This is a genomic window from Thermococcus camini, assembly GCF_904067545.1.
Lineage (GTDB): Archaea > Methanobacteriota_B > Thermococci > Thermococcales > Thermococcaceae > Thermococcus > Thermococcus camini.
This window is the reverse complement of the sequence record NZ_LR881183.1, coordinates 1,333,779-1,357,946: the sequence shown is the minus strand read 5'-3', so window position 1 is coordinate 1,357,946 and position 24,168 is coordinate 1,333,779. Positions and strand designations below refer to the sequence as shown.

The following is a 24,168-nucleotide window of genomic DNA, read 5'->3' as shown; positions in this document are numbered from 1 at the left end:
ACCACCTCATGTGAGACCTATGAATGAGTACCTCTGCTTGGTTATCACGTTTGCCAGGACTATTGCTATAATCTGCACCGTCATGAGGAAAACACCGAGCGCGGCCGCGAGGTTCGCGCTTCCAACGGCGCTCGTCATGAGCTCGACCATCCTGGCGGTTATCGGGTAGTAGTCGGGGTTGATGGAACCGAGGGTGATGCCTACGCTGGTCTCGCTCATACAGTAGACGAAGCTCAGCATGGCTCCTCCAAGCAGGTTCAGGAGTATCAGCGGCATGAGGATTCCCGTCAGCGCCTTCCACCTTCCGGCACCAAGGTTGAGCGCCGCCTCCTCGAGGGACACGTGAACCTGCTGGATTCCGGCCGAGATGGAGCGCGCCGCGAAGGGCAGACGCCTGATTGAGTACGCCAGCACGAGAACCATCGCCGGGTTGAAGCCGAGCAGGTTCGTGGGGTCGAGGGGCGTGTCCGGGAACACCTTGGCGAAGAAGAAGAAGTAGCTCATTGCTATAACGATACCCGGAACGGCTATGGGTATCGTTGAGAGGCTGTCGAGAACGGGCCCGAGCTGACTCTTCTTGAACCTGCTGGAGGCGTAGGAGGCGGTGAGAGACAGGAGGATGATGACGATTATTGCTGCAGTGGAATACATGATGCTGTTCATGATAACGCGTTCAATGTCCGGCTGGGTTATAATGCTCTGAATGTGCGCGGTAGTAAAGCCCTCCGGCCAGGTTCCGACCCAGCTCTCGCTGAAGGCGAGGAGCACGACACCGACCTGCGGGAATATCGAGATGAGGAGCATCGGAAGGACGACGAGGTATATGAGAACCGCCTGCCAGCCCTTGGGCCTGGCAACTCTCGGCTTCCACCGTCCGCCCTTGCTGAGCATGGCGTACTGGCGCAGGCTGACGTACTTTCTGATACCAAGGAACATCAGAATAGCGATGGTGAGCATTATGAGCGCGAGGGCGGCGAGCTGCGGGCTTCCAACGTTGAAACCGCTGGTGAAGGCGCTGTAGATCTGGAAGGACATGAGCTTCCTGGCGAGCGGGTTGCCCTGGAAGACTATCGGCGCGGCGAGGTCCTCAAGGCTGAAGATTCCGACGAGGGTTGCACCGGCAGCTATTCCCGGGAGGGCGAGCGGGAACGTAACGGTTCTGAAGAGGTGGAAGCCCCTGCTTCCAAGATTCTCGGCCTGCTCCTCAAGGGTGGGGTCGATGTTGATGAAGCTCGCGTAGGCGTTGAGGTAAACTATTGGATAGTAGGTCATCGCCTGAGCGACTATAACGCCCACGAGGCCGTCGATAACGATTCTGTGCGGGAATACGTGAAGGATATCGTAGAACAGCCAGTTTATCAGACCGTTGGGAAGGAACATCTTCTTAACGATGAAGACGTTGACGAAGGGCGTAACGAGGAGCGGCACGAAGAGCAGAATCCTGACGATGTTCTTGCCCGGGAAGTCGTAGCGCGCCATGACGAAGGCGAAGATGGTCCCCAGTATCGTGGTCAGGATCATGACGCTCAGGGAGACTATTATGGAGTTGAGAATAACCCCAAAATCAACACCCTGAATGTAGTATATCTGCTCCCCGCTGGGAAGGGTGACCAGTCTGGAGAACTCCCCCGTCGGCCCGCTGATGTAGTACTCCGACGTCAGTATGCTGGTGAACCAGTGGAATGAGAAGTGACCGTTGTACTCGAAGGCCACCGCAAGCATTGCCAGTACTGGGATTATCAGGAAGGCCACCAGGTACAGGAGTGGGAACAGGAACGAAGTCGTGACGACCGGATCAAACAGGGGTGTTCCAAAGAGTCTCTCGCTCCACTTGCTTACCTTCATTGAGCATCAACCTCCGTTCTGCTTCTGACCATACCCGCCACTCTGTGTTGGTCGAGGTGGGGTCTATTTAAAGATTTCCAAAAATTTGTTGATTCACCCATATTGAAAAAGTGCCAAAAAAGAATGGAAATTCGCAGGAGGATATCAAACTCAACCGAGCATGCCCTTGAGGTCGTCGAGTACCTTCTGATACTTGTCCATGGCGCCCTGACGCCACTCCTGGACGAGCTGGTCCTGGAAGTTCCTGTCCTTGACGATCCTGTTGTTTATCTTCTTGGCGTACTCCTCGGTGAAGGTAACGGTCTGGCCGGTCTCGGGATCCTTGAACTCTATCGGGGCGGTGAGCTCGTCCTTGAGCTGCTTGAACTGCTCATCGGTTATCTTGCCCTGCTTGTGGGCCTGGACTATAGCAACCCATGCGTCGTGAAGCTTCTGGTTCGGGTCAACGAGGGTGGCCTTGAAGTAGTACTGAAGTGCGCTCACGGTCTCAAGAGCGCGCTTGTCATCGAAGGGTATTCCCTCGGCGTGTATGGCGTCATCGTAGGCCTTCTCAAGGGCGGGCCTGGCCTCGCCGTAGGTCTTGCCCTCGTTCTGGCCCTTGAAGATGACGTCCGCGTAGGTCTTGGTGATGGTCATGTCGAATATCTGCGGGTTGATCGGGAGCCTGTTCACGTCGGGGCTCATCCATACGGCCTGGCCCTCGGTGAGGACCCAGTAGATGAAGGCCTGAGCCGCCTCGGGGTGCTTGGCGTTCTTGAGGAGCGCTATCGGGTCACCGTTTATGATGCTCTCTCCCTTCGGGACTATGTACTGGCAGTCGGGGTTCTGCTGCATGGCGGTGTAACCGTAGAAGTCGATGGTGTTTCCTGCCGCTATCTCGCCGTTGATAACGGCGTCCCTGACGGCATCGCTGGCGAGGTAAACCTTGGAGTTGGCCGTGATGAGGGTCATGATGCGCCAGCCCTCCTCCCAGCCGAAGGCCTGGAGGATTATCTGGTATATCCTAGTGTTGGAGGTGCTCCTGGTCGGGTCGGCTATGCCGTACTGCGGCGGGTTGAGAGCCCACTCCTCACTGGCTATGTCCTCCCACTTCTCCGGAACCGGAAGGTTCCACTTCTCGAGCTGCTTCTTGTTGATGGTATATCCGAAGGAGGAGAGCGCCGCGGCTATCCAGTAAACTTTGCCGTCATCGTCTTTCCTGACCATGGGCATTCCCGCGAGCTCGGTGGGGAGCGGGTTGCCGAGGAGACCGAGAACCTTCTCGTCGGTTATCGGGGCGAGGTAGTTTGCCTTGTAGAGGTCGTCAAAGAGCGTCGGTCCTCCTCCCCAGCCAACGTCGGCTCCTTTGTCTATGTAGCTGGGCCAGAGGCTCTCCGGGACTTTGATGAACTTGATGTCCTCGATGTTGTACTGCTTGGCGATATCGCTCTGGAGGAAGGTCTGCTTGACCATGTACTGTATGGTCGCGTCGTGCCTGGTAACGATGACAAGGGTTATTCCGGAGGTTTCACCGCCGTTTCCTCCGCTTATGCAGCCGCTGGCCACGACGCTGAGGGCAAGAAGCAGGATAAAGCCAATTGCCACGGGCTTCTTCATGGTTTATCACCTGGTTATGTCAATCGTGGGTGATTCGAGAAACTCAATAAAAAATTAATGGTTCAACGGCAAAGAAAAATGGAGGAGATCACTTCCTCCTCCGGTAGAGGGCAAGCGGAATCAGGGCGAGACCGATCAGAGCTGCCGGACCACAGGTGCTTCCGCCGCCACCTTCCTCCTTGCCAAGGTTCTGCTGGACGCTGATGGCCCAGTGGATGAAGTTGGTGACGAACTGCGGGCCGTCGAGGTCAACGCCGTGGTAGCTCGGGCTCCACATCGGCTCGTAGCCGCCGTAGGGGGTCTCACCGCTGACAACGAGGACGTTCTTCTTGTCCTCGAAGAGCTGAACGGCCATGAGCGGGAACTCACCGGCGTCGCCGGCGGTGTAAGCCTGGGCCGCCGGGTCGGTGTTCTCAACGATCTGGCCGTCGGCGCTGGTGGTGACGATGATGTATATTCCATCGGCTATTCCGCCGTGGAGTTTCTGCCAGTTGCCGTTCTCATCGACGTAAGCGACAACACCCGGCCCGTGGAAGAGAACCTTGCCACCGTTCTTGAAGTCCTTGGTAAGCATGTCCTTGTCAGGGGTTCCGCTGTCCGGGTTGACGAGGCCTATAACACGGTAGCCGGCTCCAGCGTTGCTGGTAGCATCTTCAGCGGAGCACTGGTCGAGCCTGAGGTTGGCACCGATGGCATCGAGAATGGTATCCACGAAGTCGATCCTCTGCGGGCCGTCACCATAGTCCGAATCCCCGGCAACCCATAGGATCCTGTTTCCGTCGTTCCACCACTGGACGATGGCCTGAACCTCGTCCGGGCTGAAGGCCTGGGTCGGCTGGCCGAGGATAAGGAAGTCCACGTCCTTGATGGCGTCGTAGGTTATCTTCTCCCCGAGCTGCTTGATTCCAAGCTCGTCAGCCTTCTCCGCCGGTCCAATGTAAGCCCAGCTGACGTCGCCGATGGTCTTTATCATCCCCTCAGCGAGAACGTTGCCGTCCTTGTCGGTCAGAACCGCCAGACCCTTGTCGCTCTCGCCGTGGGCGAGATCAACACCGACGGTCGTAGCACTGGCCATGGCAAATCCAAAAACACCAAAGAAAACAAACACCGCAAGTATTATTGCAGCCTTCCTCATGGTATCACCGGGTTATCTAAGGCTCAGGAAGTTATAAATCTTATGAAGTGGGAAGTTTTTCGACTCGGTTAAACTTTTAAGCCATCCCCGAAGCCATCGGCTGGACTTCCCCCGCACTGACCGCCTCCCGGCCGTGAGGGGTTGACCCCCACGGACGAGCTTTCAAAAGAAATGGTAAAACCCTTAAAGGCTTGTGCCGTTCAGGCTTCAGGTGGTGAGTATGGACATCGAAAAGAGGATGGAACTTATTGGGAGAAAGCCAACGGAGGAGCTTCTGACCGCGGAGAACCTCAGGCACCTGCTCGAAGTCGGCGTTCCGATGCAGCACTACATCGGATTTGAGATAAGCGGTTACATTCATCTGGGAACCGGTTTGATGGCCGGGGCGAAGATAGCCGACCTTCAGAAGGCTGGAATCAAGACGAGGATTTTCTTAGCGGACTGGCACAGCTGGATAAACGACAAGCTTGGCGGTGATCTGGAGGTTATCCAGAAGGTCGCGCTGAGCTACTTCAAGGAGGGCATGAAGCAGAGCATAAAGGTCATGGGCGGCGACCCGGACAAGGTCGAGTTCGTTCTGGCCAGCGAGATACTGGAGAAGGGTGACTACTGGCAGACCGTCATAGACATCTCCAAGAACGTTACTCTGGCAAGAATGATGCGCTCCATAACGATAATGGGCAGGCAGATGGGTGAAGCGATAGACTTCGCCAAGCTGATTTACCCGGCGATGCAGGTGGCTGATATTTACTACCAGGGTGTCACAATAGCCCACGCCGGAATGGACCAGAGAAAGGCCCACGTCATAGCCATCGAGGTGGCACAGAAGCTCAAGTACCACGCCCTTGAGTGGAAGGGGGAGAAGCTCAAACCGGTCGCTCTGCATCACCACCTCCTGCTCGGCCTTCAGGAACCGCCGGTCTGGCCGATAGAGAGCGAGGAGCAGTTCAAAGAGCTGAAGACCCAGATGAAGATGAGCAAGAGCAAGCCCTACTCGGCGGTCTTCATACACGACACGCCGGAGGAGATAAAGCAGAAGCTCAGGAAGGCCTTCTGCCCGGCCAGGGAGGTCAGGTACAACCCGGTTTTAGATTGGGCCGAGTACATAATCTTCCGCGAGGAGCCGACCGAATTCACAATACACAGGCCGGCCAAGTTCGGCGGCGACGTCACCTACACGACCATTGAGGAGCTCAAGAGGGACTTCGCGGAAGGAAAGCTCCACCCGCTCGATTTGAAGAACGCGGTGGCAGAATATCTCATCGAGCTCCTCAAGCCGGTCAGGGACTACTTCGAGAGGAATCCAGAGCCGCTTGAGCTAATGCGGGAGATAAAGATCACCCGCTGATTTTTCCTTTCCTTTTAGCTGGTGGAGCCGATGCCGGGAATAGACGAGAAGGACAGGGAGATACTCAGAATCCTCCGGAAGGAGGGCAGGATAACCCTAACCGAGCTCGGGAAGAGAGTTGGCCTATCCCCGGCGAGCGTGAAGAACAGGGTAGAAAAGCTGGAGAAGCTCGGGGCAATTAGGGGCTACTCAGCCATCGTTGACCCTGCCTTCCTCGACGAATACGTTCAGGCGTTCTTTGAGCTGAAGCTTGCCATAGACGACCACACTATCGACCCGATTCTGCGACGGATTGCCAGGCTGGAGGAGGTTCAGAGCCTTTACCGGCGCAGCGGCGAGAGGCAGATACTCGTAAGGGCGAGCTTCCACGACACGGATGAGGTCAAGGCCTTTGCCGGAAGGCTCAAACGGTTCTTTGGCAAAAACCTTGAGCGGGTGGAGGTTACGCTCATAATAGACACCTTTAAGGAGAACTGGGTGTCCGGTGAGGGCAAGAGGCGCTGATCGCTTGGTGAGGCGGTGGGAATGCTCTTCGTCGTGAGACCCGGAAGAAAGAAGAACGAGCTTGAGGCTTTCTTCATCGAGAACGAGCCCGAAAAGCTCTCACAGATGAGAAACCTCAAGGCAGACGCTATATACCGCTTCATAGTGCGCGAGGGGAGGCTCTTCAAAGTCCTTGAGGGGAGTCAGTATCGCAATCCCAAGGAGATTGAAAAGCTCCTTCGCCAAGCAAGAATCGTCCTCGTTAATGCGGGCGAGTGGGAGGATTATTTTAAGAGAAGGCTCCAAAACAAGCGTGTTGAGAAGGCCGAGCTGTGCCGTCTCTGCCTCCTCGATGGCAGGATAACCGTCCTCACCGAGGGGAATAGGATAAAATACCACAACGAGTACATCTGCGAGCGCTGTGCCGAGGACGAACTGAAAAGGGAACTCCGCTTCAGGTTCAGAAGTGTTGCCATGTTCGACCAGGCGAAGAAGCTCCTTGACCGGTTCAGGGACCTAGATAAGGTTCTCTACGCCTTCGACCCGCGCTTCGACCCGACGAGGCACCCGGAGATAACCAAGTGGGACGAGCTGAAGGCCAAGCATCTCAGGGTAGAGAAAGTCCACCTCGACGAGCTTCCGCTTCCCGAGAAGTTCAAATCCGTTCTCAAAGCTGAAGGCGTTAACGAGCTCTTGCCTGTCCAGAGCTTGGCTGTAAAAAACGGCCTCCTTGAGGGTGAAAGCTTACTCGTGGTTTCAGCCACTGCGAGCGGCAAAACCCTCATCGGCGAGCTGGCGGGAGTTCCAAAGGCCATGAAAGGCAGAAAGCTCCTCTTCCTCGTCCCGCTGGTCGCTCTGGCTAACCAGAAGTACGAGGACTTCAAGCGGCGCTATTCCAAGCTCGGCCTCCGCGTGGCGATAAGGGTTGGTATGAGCCGCATAAAGACCCGGGACGAGCTTGTGGTCGTTGACACGGGCATCGATGCGGACATCATAGTTGGAACCTACGAGGGAATAGACTACCTGTTGAGGGCAGGAAGAAAAATCGGTAACGTTGGAACAATCGTGATAGACGAGATACACACCCTTGACGACGAGGAGCGCGGGCCGAGGCTGGACGGTTTAATAGCTCGCTTAAGGAGGCTCTACCCAAATGCCCAGTTCATAGGCCTCTCTGCGACCGTTGGAAACCCTGACGAGCTGGCCAGGGAACTCGGGTTGAAGCTTGTCCTGTACGACGAGAGACCGGTCGATCTGGAGAGGCACATAATCATAGCAAGGAACGAGAGCGAGAAGTGGCGCCACATAGCGGTTCTCTGTAAAGCCGAGGCGATGAGGAAGTCAAGGCAGGGCTACCGGGGGCAGACGATAGTCTTCACCTTCTCGCGCAAGAGGACGCACGAGCTGGCCGCTTACCTCACGAGCAAAGGCCTCAAAGCGAAGCCCTACCACTCCGGACTGCCGTACAGACAGAGAAAGCTCACCGAGATGGAGTTCCAGGCCCAGATGCTCGACGTTGTGGTTACAACCGCCGCCCTCGGGGCCGGGGTGGACTTTCCAGCTTCGCAGGTCATCTTCGAGAGCCTCGCGATGGGCAACAAGTGGCTCACCGTCAGGGAGTTCCACCAGATGCTCGGTCGTGCCGGAAGGCCCCTCTACCACGAGAAGGGCAGGGTCTACCTCATAGTCGAGCCCGGGAGAAAGTATTCCGCCCAAATGGAAAGCTCTGAAGATGAAGTTGCATTCAAGCTTTTAACAGCGCCGATTGAACCCGTCCTCGTCGAGTGGGGCGACGAGCTGGAGCAGGACAACGTTTTGGCACATTCCTGCGTCTTCAACCGCCTCGACGTCATCGAGGATGTCCAATCCAAATGCCTTGGCGCCAACCAGAGCGCGGAAAAGGTTCTCGAAAAGCTTGAGGAGTTCGGCTTCGTCCGGCTTGGAAGGCCTGTTGTTGAGGTCACGCCCTACGGAAGGGCCGTGAGCATGAGCTTCCTCCTGCCCAAGGAGGCGGCGTTCATAAGGGACAACCTCGGAAAGAAGCCCGCCCGGTGGATAGCCGTCAAGCTCCTCCCCTTCGAGAACCTCTACCTGAGCGGGACGCTCCAGAGGGAGCTTGAGGGCGCAGTTAGGGGAAGGCTGAGTGCAAACGTCTTCTCGCCGAGCTTTGCCTCAATACTCGATGAACTGGATAAAGTGATTCCCGAGCTGAGCCCCAACGCCGCCGAGAGGCTCTTCATGCTTTACCAGGAGTTCTTCATGTGCTCCGAGGAGGACTGCACCGAGCACGCGATGGAAAGGGTAAGCGACATGATAATCGAGCTGAGGCGGAACGGCAAACACCCGACCCAGATAGCGGAACACTTCAGGAAGGTCTACGGGCTGATAGTCTATCCGGGCGACGTCTTTACTTGGCTCGATGGCATTGTGAGGAAGCTTGAAGCAATCGAGAGAATTGCGAGGGTCTTCCGCGTGAGGAACGCCGAGGAGGAGGCTAAAGTTCTGAGGAGGGAAATCGAGGAGGGCAGAACGATACGCAGGGATCGCGGGGAGGAGAGAAGCTACCCGAGTCCTGAGGGTAGAAGAGACCACGGAAAACCTTGGAAGAAGAACCAGACCCGAAAAGGACTGGATAGAAGAGAAAGAAGGGGTGGCTAAGGGCTCAACCTCCTATCTGAAGCACCAGTTGAGCAGGGTCCCTTATTGCCGGGCCCAGGCCAAGGACGTAGACCATGAGATACCACAGATGTCTCTCTTCCTCGTCCGGGACGAGCTTTTGAATTGCATAGTAAACGATTACGAGGATGAACGCTATCCACGGGTAGTAGAAGTATGCCCCGAAGTGCTGAACTAGAATGTTCTCCAGCCAGTGAACCTCGCGGTAGCCGTAGAAGTGTATGGCAACGACAGTTGAGCCCATGTCGTAGAGATGGGCCAAAACCGCGTAGAGGTATAGCCTATCAAAGGGCCTGTACCTGTATATCAGCAGTGCGGGTATCCAGGAGATAAAGGTGTGAAGAAGCGTCAGCCCGTAGGGTTCCCAGCTCTTGGCGTTGGTTATCAGAAGGTAGTTGGCCCAGAGGGCGAGCACGGCTCCCCATCCAAAGGTCAGCTTTGGATAAGTCTTCAGCTTCGCGTCCAAAACTATTGCGGGGAGCATTATAAAGAACGTCGTAAAGAATATTCCAGGTGTCAGTATGAGAGGGTTCTGGGGAAGGATTCCCCCATCGACGAGGGCCCTCACCGTGGAGCCGAAGACTACCATCAGGGTGACCGCGATGAAGAGCGTCCTGTCGATTTTAATCTTGAGGGGTTTCAGTATATACCTATATGTATATATGGCTCCAAACCCAAGCATGAGTGCATAAACGAGCGTGTTAATCGGGTTGTAGCCGCTCCTCGTGAACATCGGCTCCCAGAAGTACCTGTAGATGAAACCCCAGGCCTCGCTCCACAGTGATTCCAGCATTTCTTTCCCCCTGCCTGAGTCGCCCTCCTGCTTTAAAGGTCTTTTGGAGCGAAAACGGGAACTTTAATAAATCGTGCCCAAATGATGGTTGGAGGTGGGAGGATGGCACACGGACCCGGGATAATCTTTGGTATGGGCGCCGTAGCTATACTGGGCTTCCTGCTGGCGCTCTTCATAGCGGCCCTGTTCCTGTGGATGGCCGCGAAGCTAATAGGAATTAAAAATGCTTCCTTGGGAAAGGCGATGGTCGCGATACTCGGTGGAGGAATATTGGCCGCCATCGTTGGCTCTCTGGTCGGGGCGGTTCTGGGACCCCTTGGCCCCATAGCAGCGTTCCTCACTAACCTATGGGTCATCAAGGCAGTTTTTGACACCGACTGGCTCAGGGCATTCCTCGTATGGGTACTCTCGGCCGTGATAGCCGGCATCGTAATGGGAATCCTTGCGCTCCTGGGGCTCTTCACAATCGGTGCCCTCGCGGCGCTCTGAGTTTCTCTTTTTGGGTAAGGTATAAATATCCCCAGCGCACTAAGCTATGTGATGCCTATGTTCTTCAAACCGGCCGAGCTCCAATCCAGGGAGGTGAAGCCCTTCGAGGGGTTCCCCTTCGGTCTCATCGAGGGGAGCCTAGCGGGGGTAATCTCAACCGACGAGCTGGCCGAGACGGCTTTTCTGTACCACCTAGTTGCAAACGCCCTTGAGGACGGCCCCGTCTACCATATAGGTCCCGGAGCATCGTTTTCAGTCAAGGTTCTGAAGCGCCTCGCTGAGGACGTTTCCAATCTCTATGCTGGCAACGTCTACTCCGTTGAGGAACTCCTACAAGCACTTAACGTCGTTGATGATGGCTCCCTCGTGGTGGTCTCGCTCTTCCCGGCGCTTCTCAACCGCTCCGCCGAGGGGGTAGTCAAGGTTAGGAAGCTGGTTGACAGAAAGGGCCTCATCCTGGTTCTGGGCCACACCACCATAGAGCTCAACGAGCTCGATCTTCCGGGGGAATTCAGGCGTCTCTACGACCTGCCGGAGATATTCGAAGCTTTAGCAGTTCTGAGAACCAGCTCCTACCGCGGCCACTACAGGCTCAACATGACCGTTCTCAAGGCACCGCCAGACTACGTTTCAGCTGTTGGTGACCACTCGATACCCATAGACCCCTTGATAAAACCCCTTCTCTAGCCGTATATACTAACGTGCCCGAGCCCCAGGCCGTAGCGAACGTAGAGCGCCGCTCCGAAGAGAATCAGAATGACCACAGTGGCCGCGTAATCCCTGCCCTTCATCTCGATATCGTAGAGAAACGTCCTCTTCTTGGTGGCGCCGAGGGCGCGGCTCTCAAGTGCTATGCTCAGCTCGTGGGCGGTCTTTAGGGAGGCAACGAGCAGGGGGATGAGAACGGCGGTCATCTTTTTTGCCCTCACCAGGAAATTCCCCTTCTCAACTTCCCAGCCGCGGCTCCTCTGGGCATCGGTTATGTTTCTGGACAACACATAGAGTGTCGGAATGTAGCGGAGGGCTATCGAAATCGTCAGACCAAACTCGTATGGCATGCCGAGCCTGACGAAGCCGAGGATGAGGTCGCGCTGGGGTGTCGTCATCAACAGGAGAAACGTTATCAGTGCAAACGTGAGCAGCCTCATGGCGAAAGAAACACCGAAGAGCAGTCCCCTGAGCCTCGGCTCGTAGATGATTGGCCACACAACAAGGGTTATGATGACTATCGGCAGGAGGGGTTTGAGGAGCTTTATCTGCTCCCGTATCTCGACCCCGCCGAGAAGCCTTCCGACGAGCAGGAAAGCGAAGAACAGGGGTATCAGGATTTTGGGGTCGTTGTACAGCATAATCGCCGCTATCCCGGCGATGGTTCCGATTATCTTGACCCTGGGGTCGAGGGAGTGCAGTGGGGAGCTCTTCTCCGTGTAGAATGGATATATCATACCGCACCACCCGCCAGGGCATCGACCAGCTCACGAACGCTTCTCACGAAGCCCACTCCAGCACCCTCGCTTATCCTGAGAAGTTCGGGCTTCTCAAGCCCAAAATCGTGAAGCTCAAGCGAGAAGAACTCCTCCACGGGGCCATCGAAGACCTTTCTGCCGTCGTGCAGCAGGAGGACCCTCTCGGCCAGCTCCAGAACCAGGTCCATATCGTGGGTTATGAGCAGTATCCCGTGCCCCTCGGAGCGGAGCTTCCTCACGGCATCGATGACACTGGAGGAACTCCTCGCGTCCAGTCCGGTTGTTGGTTCGTCCAGGATAAGGTACTTCGGTTTCATCGCCAGAACACAGGCTATAGCTAATCTCTGCTTCTCGCCGCCGCTCATTGAGTACGGTGTCCTCTCCCAGTACCCCTCCAGATTGGCCGCCCTCAGCGCCCACCGGACGCGCTCTTCAATCTCCTCCTCGCTCAGTCCGAGGTTCCTTGGCCCGAAGGCAACCTCGCGGAACACGTTCTCCTCGAAGAACATGTGCTCGGGGTTCTGAAAGACGTAGCCCACCTTCGTGCTCAGCTCGGCGACGGTGTGTTCGCGCGTGTCCATCCCATCCACCGTCACCCTGCCCCGCGTGGGCTTCAGGAGGCCGTTGAGGTGCTTCGCGAGGGTGGTTTTTCCACTCCCGTTAGGGCCAACTAACGCGACTATCTCCTCCCCCATCTCGAAGCTTACTCCTTTCAGAGCTTCCCTGCCGGTCTCATAGACGTGCCAGACGTTCTCCACCCTCAGCATCGCTTTCCACTTCCGTCCCGGGATTTAAAAAAGTTCCCAGTGAGCTCATGAGTTCGCCGAACAGAACCCTCGAAACCTCCAGGAGGGACGGTGCGTCCCCGAGTATCTCTGCAACTGAGACCGCGCCCGCTGGCACGGGATTGGAGACGTTGATACCCACCCCAATGACGGCGTACCTCACCATATCCAGCTCACCCGCGGCCTCCACCAGCACGCCGGCCGTTTTTCTCCCCTCTGCATAGACCCCGCATTCCCTCATCTCCGCCTCGATTCCATAGCGGGACAGTGTCCGAACAATCGCGTCGAGCGTCGGGGGCACCAGCCCAGACACATCCGCCAGCCTCATATCCGGTCGGAGGATAACGGAGAAGTACAGTCCTCCCCTCCGGGATTCCCAGCGGCTCCCCCTGCGTCCCCTGCCTGATGTCTGCTCCCTGGCTATGACAAACGTCCATCCGGGCTCCCCCTCCTCTGCGAGCTTCCCTGCAACGTCCATGGTAGATGGCGTTCTCAGAACATAGTAGCTCCTCACGTTTAGCTCCCACGGGTAAGGCTCCCCTGGCTCAGAGAGGAGCATATAACCCTTCCTGGAGGGATCTATGGTGTAGCCGAGGGCGGTCAGCTCCCGCACATGCTTCCATACGGCGACCCTGGACACCCCCAGCTCCGCGGCCATGGCCTCGCCGGATACCCTCTTATCCCTCCGGAGTATGCCAAGGATGCCCCTCTTAACACTGCTGTCCCTGATGAGTCCCCTCATGGCCACCGAGTTTCGTTAACTAAAACATTTTAAAGATTAACGTCCGCCTGCGGGTGATGGAAAGGAGGTGATAGAATGAAAAGTCGAGACGTGGCGTTTGCAGCTCTCTTCGCCGCTCTGACGGCGATTGGTGCCCAAATAAGCATCCCCATAGGCCCGGTTCCAATAACGCTTCAGGTTCTGTTCGTTCTCCTCGGGGGGCTCGTTCTTGGTGCCAGGCTCGGCTTTTTAAGTCAGCTCGTTTACGTGGCCATGGGTGCGATGGGGATTCCCGTGTTTGCGGGCCTTCAGGGTGGCTTCGCCGTTCTCTACGGGCCGACTGGGGGCTACATAGCCGCATTTCCAATAGCGGCTTTTATAGCAGGATACCTGACGGAAAAGACGGAGAAAAAAGCGGGGATGTTCGCAGGCTCCCTGGGCGGCATCACGGTCATATATCTCCTGGGCTGGCTCAGGCTCGCTTTCTTCATGAACGGGGACTTTGAGAGTGCTTTCAGGCTTGGGTTACTGCCCTTCGTGCCGTTTGATGTCCTAAAGGCTACCGTGGCTGTGAGTGTGGCCTGGGCAGTCAGAAAAATGGTGGAAACGGTGTGAAGGCAGATCACGGCTCTGCCATCGCATCTTTCAGGGTTTTTACTGCCTGCTTCTGGTGAAGCGTCGCCTTTCTCAGATCTATGAAGATGTATATCCTTGGGAAGTTCGCAACAACCGGCCCGTACTGGCTTGCGTTGGCGTAGTACTCCGAAGCGGTTGAGTTCTGGATCTGGGCTATCCCCAGTGTCTCGTTGTCCATTCCACCTTCCACGGCCTCAGTATAGAGCACGTTGTATTCATCGAGAGCCCTGTGGTACTGGATGTAGTAGTAGAAGTTGAATAGCATCACGTTTATTCCCTTTTGAACCGGCACCTTGGGGGTGGGCGCCATCGATGAGTAGCCGAGGTTGTTTATGATGACTTCCTTGTAGAAGGCTTTCCATTCGGGCCCCTTTCTTGCGACGCTGTACTCAATGGTCAGTCCAGTAACAAAGACATTACCGTTTCCAAAGGCGTATACCGCGGTGCTTGGCTTTCCGTAGTCCGGGCTTCCCCCTGGAGCCTGGACGGTGATTATCTCGGCGTTTGCCGGGAGGCCAATGAGATAGCCGTGGCTGGCGTAGCTGCTTATCAGTGTGGTGTTGTTGGCGATCACATAATCTCTGCCCGAGTAGCTCTGCGTTATCGTGACGTTTCCCGGGAGGGGTGTGGTCCACAATCCGCCGTTCCATCCCCAGTTGGCGGCGTGAATCTCAAGAACATTCCCCGCCTTCACGTACTCCTCCAGTTTGCCCATCTGGGGCCCTATCTCGTTGTAAAACTGCTGTCCCTGGTCGCTGACTATGATGATCATGTCATACGCACCTATGAGATCCCGGGCCGTTTTGTTCTGGAGCTCAGTGCTCGTCATGACGTCGTACGGTACTCCCATGCCCGTGAGGACATCCTCAACAGCAGGCGTACCCCAGGCATCAGAATTTTTCAAAATCAGTACGTTGTAATCCGTCAGCGGTTTGGCCGAGACGGATGATGGGCCAATCATGGCCATTAAACTAAACAACACAAGCAGCGATAACGCTGCGCTTAAAACTTTTTTCATACAAATCTCTCCTTTGGTCCGAACCGAGCAGAAGAACTTTTAGGGACTCCTACCCTTAATCTATTGTAGCCTTTACACTATTTAAGTCTTCTTACACAATTTTAAAAAATTTCCAATCAAATTTACCTTCAAATTTACCTTTACAGCTTTCTGAGGGTCTCGGCCGCAAATCTAACGTCGAAGGAGTTCCTTACCCTGAAGAAGCTCAGCGCCACCTTTGGGTTTCTCTTCGCCAGCTCTTCAATGGACAGCGGTTCGTAGTCAAGGAACTCCGTTATCCTGCTCAGACCCCGGTAGCCCTCGGCCAGGGCCGCGTTTATCGCGTCTTCCAGGGCGTTGGGTTCGTAAACTGCATGCGTGGTCTCTGCCGTTCCGTCCCTCCAGACAGGTATTAAAGCCTCGGGCTCGTTTTCGTAGAAGAGCCCGGTCATGTAGTTCACGAGGAAGGGCATTATCAGGGGCATGTTGCCCTCGGCCAGAAAGAACGGCTCCCCAGGGAGGACTTTCAGAAGGGCCTCCATCTTGTTCCTCGCGACAACGGGAAGGGGATTTGAGACATGGAGGGAATAAGTCCTGAGCCTGTCCTTTCTGACTACCGTGATGACATCTTCTATCCTCTTGCTCATTAAAAGCCTTCTCTCGGTGAGCTTAACAACCGGCTCGTCCGCAACGGGAACCGTGTAGTTCTCCCACCGCTTCTCCGGAAACGCCAAGATGCACGCCCTCATGGGCGGAACTAGGGCGGGTCGTTTAAAAACCTTTTTCCGACTTCCCGTCATTTGTACAAATTTTTTCCCGAAAATCTTAAATTATGCCGGTTCTTTGCCATTTTGGTGGAATAAATGATACCAAGAACGATGAGTACTCAGCATCCTGACAACGTATTCATTCCCTTTTTCGCGGGCAGTCCGACTATGGGCGGTGAGGACGAGGTTATAGAGGCTTTCTACGCCTTCAGCGTCCTGGGGATAGACGAGCAGATGTGGGACTTCGAGGGTAAGGAGGTTGACGAGTTCGTCGTCAAGAAGCTATTCGAGCGCTACGGCTATTTCTTCAAGCGCAAAAAGCTCGGAAAAGAACTCAGACTGACGCCGCGCGTCCCCAACCCCAGCGTCGAGAGGGCGGAGGCAAAGCTCCTCCTCGAGACCTTAGAGACCATACCCCGGTCGGCGGACTACGCGAGGCTGTTCTACGGGGAAGAGCTTCCGCCGATATTCGAGGTCATCCTTCCGATGACAACCTCCTCTCGGGAACTGAACAGGGTCTACGAGCTATACCGACACTACATAACCGGGAAGCAGTACAAGCGGGTCCACGACATCAAGCTCCACGAGTGGATAGGGGAGTTTTATCCCTCAGAGATAGCCGTCATCCCGCTCTTCGAGAGCAGGGAGGCGATACTGGGTGCGGCGGACATCGTGAGGGAGTACCTCCGCGGGAAGGAGGTAGAATATCAGCGCATTTTCCTCGCGAGGAGCGATCCGGCCATGAACTACGGTCTCATAAGTGCGGTGCTCTACGACAAGCTGGCGCTCTTTGAACTTCAGGAGCTTGAGGAGGAAACGGGCATCTCAATCTACCCGATAATCGGCGTTGGCGGTGCACCGTTCAGGGGACACTTTGCACCGGAGAACGTCGATGGGGTTCTGGCAGAATACCCGAGCGTCCAGACCTTCACGATTCAGAGCTCGTTCAAATACGATAGAACGCCGAAGGACGTCATAAGGGCCATTGAGTGGATCGGGGAATCGAAAAGGAGGGAAGCCCAGCCCGTTCCGGGAGAGGTGTTTGAAATCCTCGGGAAGTACGAAGCCAGATACTCGGAGGAACTCAGGGCTCTCGCCCCCTTCATCCGGGAGGTAGCGAGGTTCGTCCCATCGCGGAGAAGGAGGAAGCTTCACATCGGTCTCTTCGGCTACTCCCGCGAGGTGAACGGTTCGGCGCTTCCAAGGGCGATAAAGTTCACTGCTTCGCTTTACTCCCTTGGAGTCCCGCCCGAGCTCCTCGGCCTGAGCGCATTGAGCGAAAAGGAGCTCGAATTCATCAGCGAGTACTACCTCGGCCTTTACCGGGACATCGAGTTCGCCTTCCGCTATTTCAACCCGGGGGCGGCGGAGAAGTTCAAGTTCCTAAAGCCTTTAGTGAGGATGGCCAGGGAATACGAGAGAGACGAAAGGCACGCCGAGATAACGTCAAGGATCCTTGGAGGGGAACTGAGCAGCGAGTTGATAGTCGAGGCAGCGGGGATTAGGGGGTTTTTGGGATAGGGCTGTAGAAAAACGGGAAGTTTCATTATACGCTCTGGAGCTTCAGCTCCTTGAATTGGTTCATTGCAACGGCGGCAACGATGGCATCAACGGCTGGAACAGGTGCTCCCCTCTTCACCATTGCCTGCGATATCTTGATTGCCAGCAGGTAGTCTTCGAGGCTCGGCGTTATCACGTCAAGCCAATATCAAAGACCCAAAAACTCAACAACTTGGGATCATGTTAAGTTCCGTAAACCAAAGATGTTCAAAAAGTGACCGTTAAAATTATAGTGGTTGGGCACTATTTATAATAATCTGTTCTGCTATGAATCTTAGAAGGGGAATTTCTCTTTGAAGATCCTTATCATGCTTGAATGGAGTATATTTCGGCAGTTCTTTAATTTCACCTCTCATAGTTGCCTTATATGAATTTTTGCTATGAACAATAGCATTTCTTGTTTTATATATTCTCTCAGCTATTTTGCTATATATCTTCTCCGGCTCACCATCCCAAGGTATTCTATTGCCTCGGGAAAATGAAACCTCATTGTCCATATAATACTGAGACAATAGGGGATCATACGTATCTAAGATGTTTTTCAAGTCCACTAAATCTACAAACTTCTTTAACGTTAATTTCAAAGCGTCTAATTCACTTTTACCACTAGTTTCGGCATCTATTTTTCGCTTGAGTTTTGCGTATAATTTCCTTAAATCCTCTATTCTTCTGTATGAGAAATCTGGCTTTGTTATTTCTTTCTGTATTAAGGACACGATTTCGTCTTGGTATACTTCCTCAAAAAAGTGCTCTATTATATGATAAAATGATAGAAATTGTAATATTGGGTTATCCGAAGCTATTGCAAGCTGATAATGATAAAGCAAATCAGGAATGTATCTTCTCCTAGGAGGCTCAATGTTTTGAATGTCCCCTCTTGTCAATAATTTGAACTTCTGAACTTGATATATATCCTCAAATGTTCTGACCTTTATTAGTGGTATGTCTAGGTTGTAACTTACTGTAAATAAAAAGTATTCACTGAGCTTTTCAAATTGTGATAAAGATTTTGTTCTTTGAGAATGAACTCTTACAGTATATTTAACCGGTAGTATTTTCCAAATCACATAGAAGAAATCATTATTTTGATATCGTGTAAGATGTCTTCTAATAACGATTGAATTTAAAAATTTCTGTGAAATTCCCTTTTCGTAAAATACCTTTAGCATATAAAGAATATATGGATCAGATGGTTTCCCCAATTCATAAGTAACACTATTTAAATTGTCTTCAACTTTAAGAGGATCTCTTTCTATTTGCCACAAGTCACTAAATAATAGGGAATTTTTAGAGGGTATCTGGACTATTGTTTCATAGAAATTATCATGATACAAAACTGTCTCGGACTCTTGAGGGATATTCATCCTCTCTAGTTCATGAAAGTATTCTTGAATCTTCTCTTTACTGATTTCCCATTCTATCTGCTTCTCTCTTTTAGGATAAGGAGGAATTTTTTGTGTTTTTATTAGAATACTATCATCAATGTCTTCTATGACAATGTAATTTCCGAGGATATATCGGATAACATCCTTAAACTGATCTACCCACTTATCCTCTCCATTAGAAGCTTCCATTGATCTCACCAAGTATTCTTATTAATTAATAACTTAAAAAGTTTAAGGAACTTTAATATGTTAAATTATCCCTTCAGCCACCTCTCCATCCACCCTGATATCAGCTCAAGCCTCTTAACCCTGTGCTTCGGCTTTCCGCCCCTGCTTAAGTCGTGGTTCTCGCCCGGGAAGAGGGCAAGCTCAACGGTCTTGCCGAGGTATTTAAGGGCCGTGTAGAACTGCAACGCCTCCGGAAGCCAGCAGCGGTAGTCCTCCATCGAGTGGATTATGAGCAGGGGTGTCTTGACGTTTGGAGCATACTTCAGCGGGCTCTTCTCCCAGTAAGTTTGAGTGTTGCTCCATGGGTCGCCGCCTACCTGGTCCGGGGCGAAGAAGTAGCCTATATCCGTTGTGCCAAAGAAGCTCACCCAGTTCGAGATGGAGCGTTGCGTAACGGCCGCCTTAAATCTGTTTGTGTGCCCGACAATCCAGTTGGTCATAAAGCCGCCGTAGGAACCGCCGGTGACACCGATTCTTTCGGGGTCTATGAAGTCAAAGCGCTTAACGGCTTCGTCAACGACCTCCATCAGGTCCTTATAATCGCGCTCGCCGTAGTGCTCCCTGATGTCGGCGAAGTCCTCGCCGTAGCCGTCGCTTCCCCTTGGATTTGAGAAGATTACCACGAAGCCTTTCGCTGTTAAAACGTGGAACTCGTGCATGAAGGAGTAGCCGTAGGCCGTCTTCGGCCCGCCGTGGATCTCAAGCACGGCCGGATACTTTTTGCCCGGCTCAAAGTCAACGGGCTTCATAATCCACGCGTCTATCTCAACGCCGTCGCTCGCCTTGACCTTGAAGTGCTCCGGTTTGGAGAGTTTGTAGTCCCTAATCCAGCCGTTGAAGTCGGTGAGCTTTTTCTCCTTCCCGTCACGGAGAACGTAGAGCTCCGTTGGAGTGACCGAGTCCTGGGCGGTGAAGGCTATGTAGTCCCCAATGGCAAAGCTCTCGACGCTCCTGTCGCCGCCTATAACCCTCTCAATCTTCCCCTCAAGGTTAACCCTGAAGAGGTTCGCCCTCGGGCCATCCGTTGCCACGTAATAAACCCAGCCGTCCCTGAAAACCAGCTCCGCCCTCTGGCTTCCGCGGACGTCGCAGTTGAGGGAGTTGTAGGCCGAGCGGTCGAGTTCAGCGGTGAGCTTCCTCAGCTGAGCCGTCTCAGGGTTGTAGTGGTAGATGTGGGTGTTTGTGGGGATACCGCGCTCCCTCGTGTTTGCCTTGAGGATGAACGTGCCGTCGTCGAGGGGAATGAAGTCCTGAACGCTCCACTCTCCTGGCGTTAGCCTCTTCGCCTTCCTTCCCTCAAGGACGTAGAGGTCGCTCACCATCGGCTTCCTCTCGCGGTCTTCCTGGGCAATGAAGTAGAGTTTTCCATTGTGGAAGCGAATCTGCGAGACGTCGAGGTTCTTGGGGGTTAAGCCCCTTTTTCTGCCCGTCTCGATGTCCACCAGATAGACGACGCTCCTCTTTCCGTAGACCCAGCCGACACCGTTGAACCAGAAGGGAATCTCCTTGATGATGTGTACATCGTCTTTCCGCCTCTCAACGTCTATCGGTGTAACCACCGCTATGCTCTTCCCGTCCTCGGTGAATCGGAGGTTCTTAATCCCATACTTGAACTTCGCTAAAAGCCTTGCCTCGCCGCCGTCGGTTGGAATAACGTACAGTTCGGCCTCCTTGCTCTCCCTGTCTCGCTTTGATGTGAAGGCTATCAGCTTCCCGTCCGGGGAGAATCTCGGATTGGAGTCCTTCTTTCCTGAGGTGAAGGGTCTAACCTTCCTGCCGTCGTAGAGATAGAGCCTTGAGAAGTAGTCGTTTTCTTGGAGATTTATTTCCGTTACCTGGAAGACGAGCCTTTTCCTGAAAGCATCAACGTTCCCAACGAGCCTGAACTTCCCGAGGTCTTTAATATCCAATCCCTTAGCCATAGACGCCACCGAACTAACATCGGCCTTTTCGTATAAAAGCTTAGCGTTTCGATGATTGTCTCCTTGACATGTTTGCAACTTCGAAAGGTATTTAAGGGCATTAACCATGGTTGTGATGATGAAACTCTCCAGGAGAAAACATCTCGCGGCGCTCGCAATAGCGGGCATAGTCCTCTTAACCGTCGTCCAGTGGTGGAGCTATCGCCAGGTGGGTGAGATTCTAGAGGGCTACCCCGATAGCCAGGTCGTTGCCTGCTACCGCGAAAACGTCAGCCCGATTTTGCCGGCTCTCTACGTCCGCTCTCTTGGGGATTCCCTGCTTGGCTATTCTTACCTGCCATCTACCGGCGAGTACGCCCTCCTGGTCAGAGGGCAAAAGGGAAAACCCGACAAGTACTACTGGCTGGAACTAACCGGGCTTGAGAATTCCTACATGGATTACCTCAACATCACCGCCGAATACATCGCGCGCTGGTATGAAACTGGGAACGAATCGGCCTTTATCTACGCTGTGAGCCTGCTCAGGAGAACCTTCGAGGCCAGGAATGAACTGGAGAAACTCAAACGCGGTGAAAACGTGACGGAGGTCCTGATGAAGCCACCCTATCCATACAGGCTTTTCCACGGCGGGAACCCTGTTCCGGGGGAGATTGTGATTTCGCTTCTCCTGCTGGCGGGCACGATTCTCCTACTTTCCAAGATTGACGTCCTTATTGAGACGTTCTCGGATTTCAGGAATCTAGCACTCCTCCTTGCCCTTGTCATCGGGGTCTCCCTCATATCCTACGGTCTCCTTCAGGAACACGACCCACTCCTCGGTGTCGGGTCAAAATGGGAGCATAAGCTCAATTTCTGCGGCGAGAGGGTCTACTACGTCCATCGCAACGCCCGGGTGGATTCCCTCCTGCTCGACGCCGTGGGTTCAGCGGAGTACGTCCGTGTCGGGAGGTGGAACGGGAGGGTTCTCTCGATAACGCTGGCACTTCGCCCGGAGATGGCGGAAGAGCTGCTCAACAACCTATCCGACGAAACCACTGTGCTCTACGTCTATTCCCTCCCTCCGTGGCCCAGAAAGCTGGAAATCGATGACTCCTTGGTATCGCTGGTCAGGGGAGACCTGCTTGTGACGGGAGGATTGGACGAGGGTGCCGTTGATGCTGTGATGTCTGCTTCCCTCGAGGGGCTGGAGCGGTCGAGAACGGAGTTCGGGTTCTGTGCGAACGTTACCATATTGGAGTTCACCTTCGGAGGAATCGGGTGATGAAGAAGTCGTCGAAGGTGATATTTGCCCTGGTGTTTCTCCTGGTGGCAATTCCCTTCGTGGACTACGGAATAGCGGAGTTCCTCCTCCGGGACGTGCCGGAGGTTCCGGTGATTGTGGGCACGCCCGTGACGTACGGTATCTACTTCCCCAAGACTTATGCGGTACTGGAGGCCGAGAGGAACGGGGAGATAATCTGGAGGGTCGGCGATACGCTCTACGTCAGAACGGCGGGTAACCTGAGCCTGCCGGTCATGTACGACAACAGGCCCGAGATTGGGGAGCTGATTGAGAACCGTTCCGTAGAAATTGAACGGATCCTTGAGGAAGTGAGGGGGAAGAAGGGCAGCTGGAACGGAAGCGGGCTTTACCTTCAGCTCTCCAATGTTGTCTGGCTCAACGAGAGCATAGCCAAGTCAAGAGAGGGCTTTGACGAGGCGAGCGTTGAGCTGTTCCCCGCGGGAAGTCCTGGTTTGATTCTCCTTCAGGTGTTCGTGATAACCCTCGCGGGCATAGCTTTTGCCTTCGAGATAAGGGACTTCGCCGACAGGGAGCCTGCAAAGGCCCTGGCGGTGGCGGTGATCTTTTCCACCATGCTCATGGTTGGTTACGCCTTCGTTTTCGGGGGTTACCCGTTCCATAGCGGTTACGAGCCTGTTCCGGAAGGATTCCTCGCTGGAATCGAGCCGGTGGAGAGAAACGCCACCATCAGCCCTCCTTGCTTGGAAGACTGGTTCGTCAGGGCGACGCCCGATGTGGAGAGAATCTTCAGGGAGCACCTCCGTAGCAATCCGCCGGTCTATGCAGACGATCCCGAGTACTCCGTTCACTACCTCGAGCTGTGGCTCAACGAGAGCGAGAGGGACGCGCTCCTCTCGGAACTGGAAAACCTTTCAGTTGTGTGGGTTGAAGGGGGTGAGTGCTGGGACGAGATGCGCCTGAGGTACCTGGAGGAGACTGAGACCCTGGGGAAGGAGCTCCTTGAGAGAGGCTACATCGATGAGGAAGATTACATGAGGCTGAGGGTGGAGATAAAAACCAGAAGGGAACGGCTGCTTGAGATGGATTTTCCAGCTAAATACCGAGTATGGGTGTACTTTAGAGGGTAGTCAGCTTTGGAAAAGGGGCGTGGCGCATGAAACAGGTTCCAAAACCCGTATCAGCGGTGCTTTTGATGGCGCTCGCTTCACTTGCCCTAGCCTCGACCATTCAGTGGACGGCCTTTGAGAATGCCCGCGAAAGGGCCCTCTTGCTCCCCTGCAACCTCTCCCCTGCGCCGTACAGGCTCGAGGTCGAGTCCTTCCTCCCGCCGGGGGAACTCCTTGATGAAGCAATCGGCCACCGCTACGGTTTCTCCGGTGAGCTTGAGATGGTAGTCCCCGAAAAACTCGGGAAGCCAAATCCGGAGTACGAAGACCTCTACTGGCACCTTTCCCGAGAGCTGAACGACTCGGTAACCTATCTCCGAAACTTCCTAGCGAACGGGAGCGACGAGGAGGTTGAGATGGCGTTTCAGGTGGTGGAGAGGAGCTACTTCATGTTCTGGCTCCAAGAAAGGCTCTGCCGGAAGAACCTGACGGCCGTGACTTTCAAACCGGCCCCTCCCCTGAAGTGGGTCCTTTCATTGAGGTCTGCCCTGGAAAATCTCAGCAAGAACGAAAACTTTAGGGCTATGCTCTTTGGAACCGTTCTTGCATTTCTCATCGTTGGTATTTTCTGGCTCTGGCTCTTCCTCGTTGCAAGGGTACCATTTAAAGGGCCGCTTAAAATGGCAACATCGTTCCTCCTGATGGTTATCCTCTTCGGCTCCGTCATTCCGGTGCTGAAGCTTACCCATCCAAACGGAGAAAACGACCACCCGACGCCGGCCCGCCCCGGGTGTGACGTTGTCCACCTGGAGGACTGCCACTCCATGCTCTTCCACGCGGCCCTCGACTACATGGGTGACGAGAAAGCCACCTGCGAGACCCTCGCGTATCTGGAGAAACGCCTGAGAAAAGATGAAATGGAAAGACTGGCTGAAGTGCTGGAACCGGACTGCACCTGACGCCACCTTTTTAAATCCCCCTTCTCCC

22 protein-coding genes are annotated in these 24,168 nt (G+C 54.2%); 10 read left to right on the top strand and 12 right to left on the bottom strand.

The window, feature by feature from the left end; genetic code table 11:
- Positions 1–6: 6 nt before the first annotated feature.
- From TIRI35C_RS07285 to TIRI35C_RS07275, 3 genes are all read right to left on the bottom strand, one after another.
- Complete coding sequence (locus TIRI35C_RS07285; protein ID WP_188202323.1) at positions 7–1,845, bottom strand: ABC transporter permease; 1,839 nt, start codon at positions 1,843–1,845, stop codon at positions 7–9.
- Positions 1,846–1,995: 150 nt separating this feature from the next.
- Entirely contained in the window at positions 1,996–3,441 is a 1,446-nt protein-coding gene (locus TIRI35C_RS07280; RefSeq protein WP_188202322.1) for an ABC transporter substrate-binding protein, read from the bottom strand.
- An 88-nt stretch (positions 3,442–3,529) separates the two neighbouring features.
- On the bottom strand, positions 3,530–4,576 hold the full coding sequence (locus TIRI35C_RS07275; protein ID WP_188202321.1) for a CGP-CTERM sorting domain-containing protein: 1,047 nt from the start codon (positions 4,574–4,576) through the stop codon (positions 3,530–3,532).
- A gap of 220 nt (positions 4,577–4,796) precedes the next feature.
- Between TIRI35C_RS07275 and TIRI35C_RS07270 the strand changes: the two genes are divergently transcribed.
- The 3 genes from TIRI35C_RS07270 to TIRI35C_RS07260 are packed head-to-tail and all read left to right on the top strand — an operon-like array spanning position 4,797 to position 9,065.
- Positions 4,797–5,924: a tyrosine--tRNA ligase gene (locus tag TIRI35C_RS07270; protein WP_188203121.1), complete on the top strand. Its 1,128-nt coding sequence runs from the start codon at positions 4,797–4,799 to the stop codon at positions 5,922–5,924.
- 30 nt (positions 5,925–5,954) lie between these two features.
- The gene (locus TIRI35C_RS07265) at positions 5,955–6,428 is read left to right on the top strand and encodes an Lrp/AsnC family transcriptional regulator (protein ID WP_188203120.1); all 474 of its coding nucleotides are present in this window, start codon (positions 5,955–5,957) and stop codon (positions 6,426–6,428) included.
- A gap of 21 nt (positions 6,429–6,449) precedes the next feature.
- Positions 6,450–9,065 (top strand): DEAD/DEAH box helicase, encoded by a 2,616-nt coding sequence (locus tag TIRI35C_RS07260; RefSeq protein WP_188203119.1) that lies wholly within the window; start codon positions 6,450–6,452, stop codon positions 9,063–9,065.
- Between the two features lie 4 nt (positions 9,066–9,069).
- Here the strand turns inward: TIRI35C_RS07260 and TIRI35C_RS07255 are convergent, their stop codons facing one another.
- Entirely contained in the window at positions 9,070–9,876 is an 807-nt protein-coding gene (locus TIRI35C_RS07255; RefSeq protein WP_188202320.1) for a DUF63 family protein, read from the bottom strand.
- Between the two features lie 102 nt (positions 9,877–9,978).
- Between TIRI35C_RS07255 and TIRI35C_RS07250 the strand changes: the two genes are divergently transcribed.
- Positions 9,979–10,365, top strand: coding sequence for a hypothetical protein (locus TIRI35C_RS07250; protein ID WP_167892390.1), 387 nt, complete (start codon positions 9,979–9,981; stop codon positions 10,363–10,365).
- Between the two features lie 51 nt (positions 10,366–10,416).
- Positions 10,417–11,052: a hypothetical protein gene (locus TIRI35C_RS07245; protein WP_246454716.1), complete on the top strand. Its 636-nt coding sequence runs from the start codon at positions 10,417–10,419 to the stop codon at positions 11,050–11,052.
- On the opposite strand, the gene TIRI35C_RS07240 is transcribed toward TIRI35C_RS07245, so the two are convergent.
- From TIRI35C_RS07240 to TIRI35C_RS07230, 3 genes are read right to left on the bottom strand one after another with little or no spacing between them, the layout of a single operon-like run.
- A complete protein-coding gene (locus tag TIRI35C_RS07240) occupies positions 11,049–11,810 on the bottom strand; it encodes an energy-coupling factor transporter transmembrane component T family protein (RefSeq protein ID WP_188202319.1) in 762 nt (253 codons plus the stop codon). The two genes, TIRI35C_RS07245 and TIRI35C_RS07240, sit on opposite strands and share 4 nt — an antisense overlap.
- Positions 11,807–12,598, bottom strand: a complete 792-nt coding sequence (locus TIRI35C_RS07235; RefSeq protein ID WP_188202318.1) for an energy-coupling factor ABC transporter ATP-binding protein — start codon at positions 12,596–12,598, stop codon at positions 11,807–11,809. The genes TIRI35C_RS07240 and TIRI35C_RS07235 overlap by 4 nt, the downstream gene beginning before the upstream one ends.
- Positions 12,564–13,358 carry a biotin--[acetyl-CoA-carboxylase] ligase gene (locus TIRI35C_RS07230; protein ID WP_188203117.1) on the bottom strand — a complete coding sequence of 265 codons (795 nt, stop codon included), beginning with the start codon at positions 13,356–13,358 and terminating at the stop codon, positions 12,564–12,566. Before TIRI35C_RS07230 ends, TIRI35C_RS07235 begins: the two co-directional genes overlap by 35 nt.
- 75 nt (positions 13,359–13,433) lie before the next feature.
- Between TIRI35C_RS07230 and TIRI35C_RS07225 the strand changes: the two genes are divergently transcribed.
- A complete protein-coding gene (locus TIRI35C_RS07225; RefSeq protein ID WP_188202317.1) occupies positions 13,434–13,952 on the top strand; it encodes a biotin transporter BioY in 519 nt (172 codons plus the stop codon).
- 7 nt (positions 13,953–13,959) lie between these two features.
- On the opposite strand, the gene TIRI35C_RS07220 is transcribed toward TIRI35C_RS07225, so the two are convergent.
- Positions 13,960–14,955 (bottom strand): pyrolysin, encoded by a 996-nt coding sequence (locus tag TIRI35C_RS07220; protein ID WP_246454715.1) that lies wholly within the window; start codon positions 14,953–14,955, stop codon positions 13,960–13,962.
- A gap of 176 nt (positions 14,956–15,131) precedes the next feature.
- Positions 15,132–15,719 carry a molybdenum cofactor guanylyltransferase gene (gene mobA / locus TIRI35C_RS07215; RefSeq protein ID WP_188202315.1) on the bottom strand — a complete coding sequence of 196 codons (588 nt, stop codon included), beginning with the start codon at positions 15,717–15,719 and terminating at the stop codon, positions 15,132–15,134.
- A gap of 114 nt (positions 15,720–15,833) precedes the next feature.
- Between mobA and ppcA the strand changes: the two genes are divergently transcribed.
- Positions 15,834–17,258 carry a phosphoenolpyruvate carboxylase gene (gene ppcA, locus TIRI35C_RS07210; protein ID WP_188202314.1) on the top strand — a complete coding sequence of 475 codons (1,425 nt, stop codon included), beginning with the start codon at positions 15,834–15,836 and terminating at the stop codon, positions 17,256–17,258.
- Positions 17,259–17,283: 25 nt separating this feature from the next.
- Here ppcA and TIRI35C_RS07205 read toward each other — a convergent pair whose 3' ends face one another.
- The 3 genes from TIRI35C_RS07205 to TIRI35C_RS07195 all read right to left on the bottom strand — a co-directional run bounded on the left by TIRI35C_RS07205 (position 17,284) and on the right by TIRI35C_RS07195 (position 20,832).
- Positions 17,284–17,433: a hypothetical protein gene (locus TIRI35C_RS07205; RefSeq protein WP_246454713.1), complete on the bottom strand. Its 150-nt coding sequence runs from the start codon at positions 17,431–17,433 to the stop codon at positions 17,284–17,286.
- Positions 17,434–17,524: 91 nt separating this feature from the next.
- Positions 17,525–18,880, bottom strand: a complete 1,356-nt coding sequence (locus TIRI35C_RS07200; RefSeq protein ID WP_188202313.1) for a hypothetical protein — start codon at positions 18,878–18,880, stop codon at positions 17,525–17,527.
- 56 nt (positions 18,881–18,936) lie between these two features.
- The gene (locus tag TIRI35C_RS07195; RefSeq protein WP_188203116.1) at positions 18,937–20,832 is read right to left on the bottom strand and encodes a S9 family peptidase; all 1,896 of its coding nucleotides are present in this window, start codon (positions 20,830–20,832) and stop codon (positions 18,937–18,939) included.
- A gap of 118 nt (positions 20,833–20,950) precedes the next feature.
- Between TIRI35C_RS07195 and TIRI35C_RS07190 the strand changes: the two genes are divergently transcribed.
- The 3 genes from TIRI35C_RS07190 to TIRI35C_RS07180 all read left to right on the top strand — a co-directional run bounded on the left by TIRI35C_RS07190 (position 20,951) and on the right by TIRI35C_RS07180 (position 24,140).
- Positions 20,951–22,093, top strand: a complete 1,143-nt coding sequence (locus tag TIRI35C_RS07190; protein ID WP_188202312.1) for a hypothetical protein — start codon at positions 20,951–20,953, stop codon at positions 22,091–22,093.
- Positions 22,093–23,202 carry a hypothetical protein gene (locus tag TIRI35C_RS07185; RefSeq protein WP_188202311.1) on the top strand — a complete coding sequence of 370 codons (1,110 nt, stop codon included), beginning with the start codon at positions 22,093–22,095 and terminating at the stop codon, positions 23,200–23,202. The genes TIRI35C_RS07190 and TIRI35C_RS07185 overlap by 1 nt, the downstream gene beginning before the upstream one ends.
- 65 nt (positions 23,203–23,267) lie before the next feature.
- Positions 23,268–24,140 carry a hypothetical protein gene (locus TIRI35C_RS07180; RefSeq protein WP_188202310.1) on the top strand — a complete coding sequence of 291 codons (873 nt, stop codon included), beginning with the start codon at positions 23,268–23,270 and terminating at the stop codon, positions 24,138–24,140.
- The last annotated feature ends 28 nt before the right edge of the window (positions 24,141–24,168 follow it).

Coding starts and splice junctions, on each gene's coding strand:
- TIRI35C_RS07230 (WP_188203117.1), bottom strand. CDS start 13,358: ATGAGGGGACTCATCAGGGACAGCAGTGTTAAGAGGGGCATCCTTGGC.
- TIRI35C_RS07245 (WP_246454716.1), top strand. CDS start 10,417: ATGCCTATGTTCTTCAAACCGGCCGAGCTCCAATCCAGGGAGGTGAAG.
- TIRI35C_RS07285 (WP_188202323.1), bottom strand. CDS start 1,845: ATGAAGGTAAGCAAGTGGAGCGAGAGACTCTTTGGAACACCCCTGTTT.
- TIRI35C_RS07195 (WP_188203116.1), bottom strand. CDS start 20,832: ATGGCTAAGGGATTGGATATTAAAGACCTCGGGAAGTTCAGGCTCGTT.
- ppcA (WP_188202314.1), top strand. CDS start 15,834: ATGATACCAAGAACGATGAGTACTCAGCATCCTGACAACGTATTCATT.
- TIRI35C_RS07180 (WP_188202310.1), top strand. CDS start 23,268: ATGGCGCTCGCTTCACTTGCCCTAGCCTCGACCATTCAGTGGACGGCC.
- TIRI35C_RS07250 (WP_167892390.1), top strand. CDS start 9,979: ATGGCACACGGACCCGGGATAATCTTTGGTATGGGCGCCGTAGCTATA.
- TIRI35C_RS07275 (WP_188202321.1), bottom strand. CDS start 4,576: ATGAGGAAGGCTGCAATAATACTTGCGGTGTTTGTTTTCTTTGGTGTT.
- TIRI35C_RS07225 (WP_188202317.1), top strand. CDS start 13,434: ATGAAAAGTCGAGACGTGGCGTTTGCAGCTCTCTTCGCCGCTCTGACG.
- mobA (WP_188202315.1), bottom strand. CDS start 15,719: ATGAGGGCGTGCATCTTGGCGTTTCCGGAGAAGCGGTGGGAGAACTAC.
- TIRI35C_RS07280 (WP_188202322.1), bottom strand. CDS start 3,441: ATGAAGAAGCCCGTGGCAATTGGCTTTATCCTGCTTCTTGCCCTCAGC.
- TIRI35C_RS07270 (WP_188203121.1), top strand. CDS start 4,797: ATGGACATCGAAAAGAGGATGGAACTTATTGGGAGAAAGCCAACGGAG.
- TIRI35C_RS07265 (WP_188203120.1), top strand. CDS start 5,955: ATGCCGGGAATAGACGAGAAGGACAGGGAGATACTCAGAATCCTCCGG.
- TIRI35C_RS07185 (WP_188202311.1), top strand. CDS start 22,093: ATGAAGAAGTCGTCGAAGGTGATATTTGCCCTGGTGTTTCTCCTGGTG.
- TIRI35C_RS07190 (WP_188202312.1), top strand. CDS start 20,951: ATGAAACTCTCCAGGAGAAAACATCTCGCGGCGCTCGCAATAGCGGGC.
- TIRI35C_RS07235 (WP_188202318.1), bottom strand. CDS start 12,598: ATGCTGAGGGTGGAGAACGTCTGGCACGTCTATGAGACCGGCAGGGAA.
- TIRI35C_RS07240 (WP_188202319.1), bottom strand. CDS start 11,810: ATGATATATCCATTCTACACGGAGAAGAGCTCCCCACTGCACTCCCTC.
- TIRI35C_RS07260 (WP_188203119.1), top strand. CDS start 6,450: ATGCTCTTCGTCGTGAGACCCGGAAGAAAGAAGAACGAGCTTGAGGCT.
- TIRI35C_RS07255 (WP_188202320.1), bottom strand. CDS start 9,876: ATGCTGGAATCACTGTGGAGCGAGGCCTGGGGTTTCATCTACAGGTAC.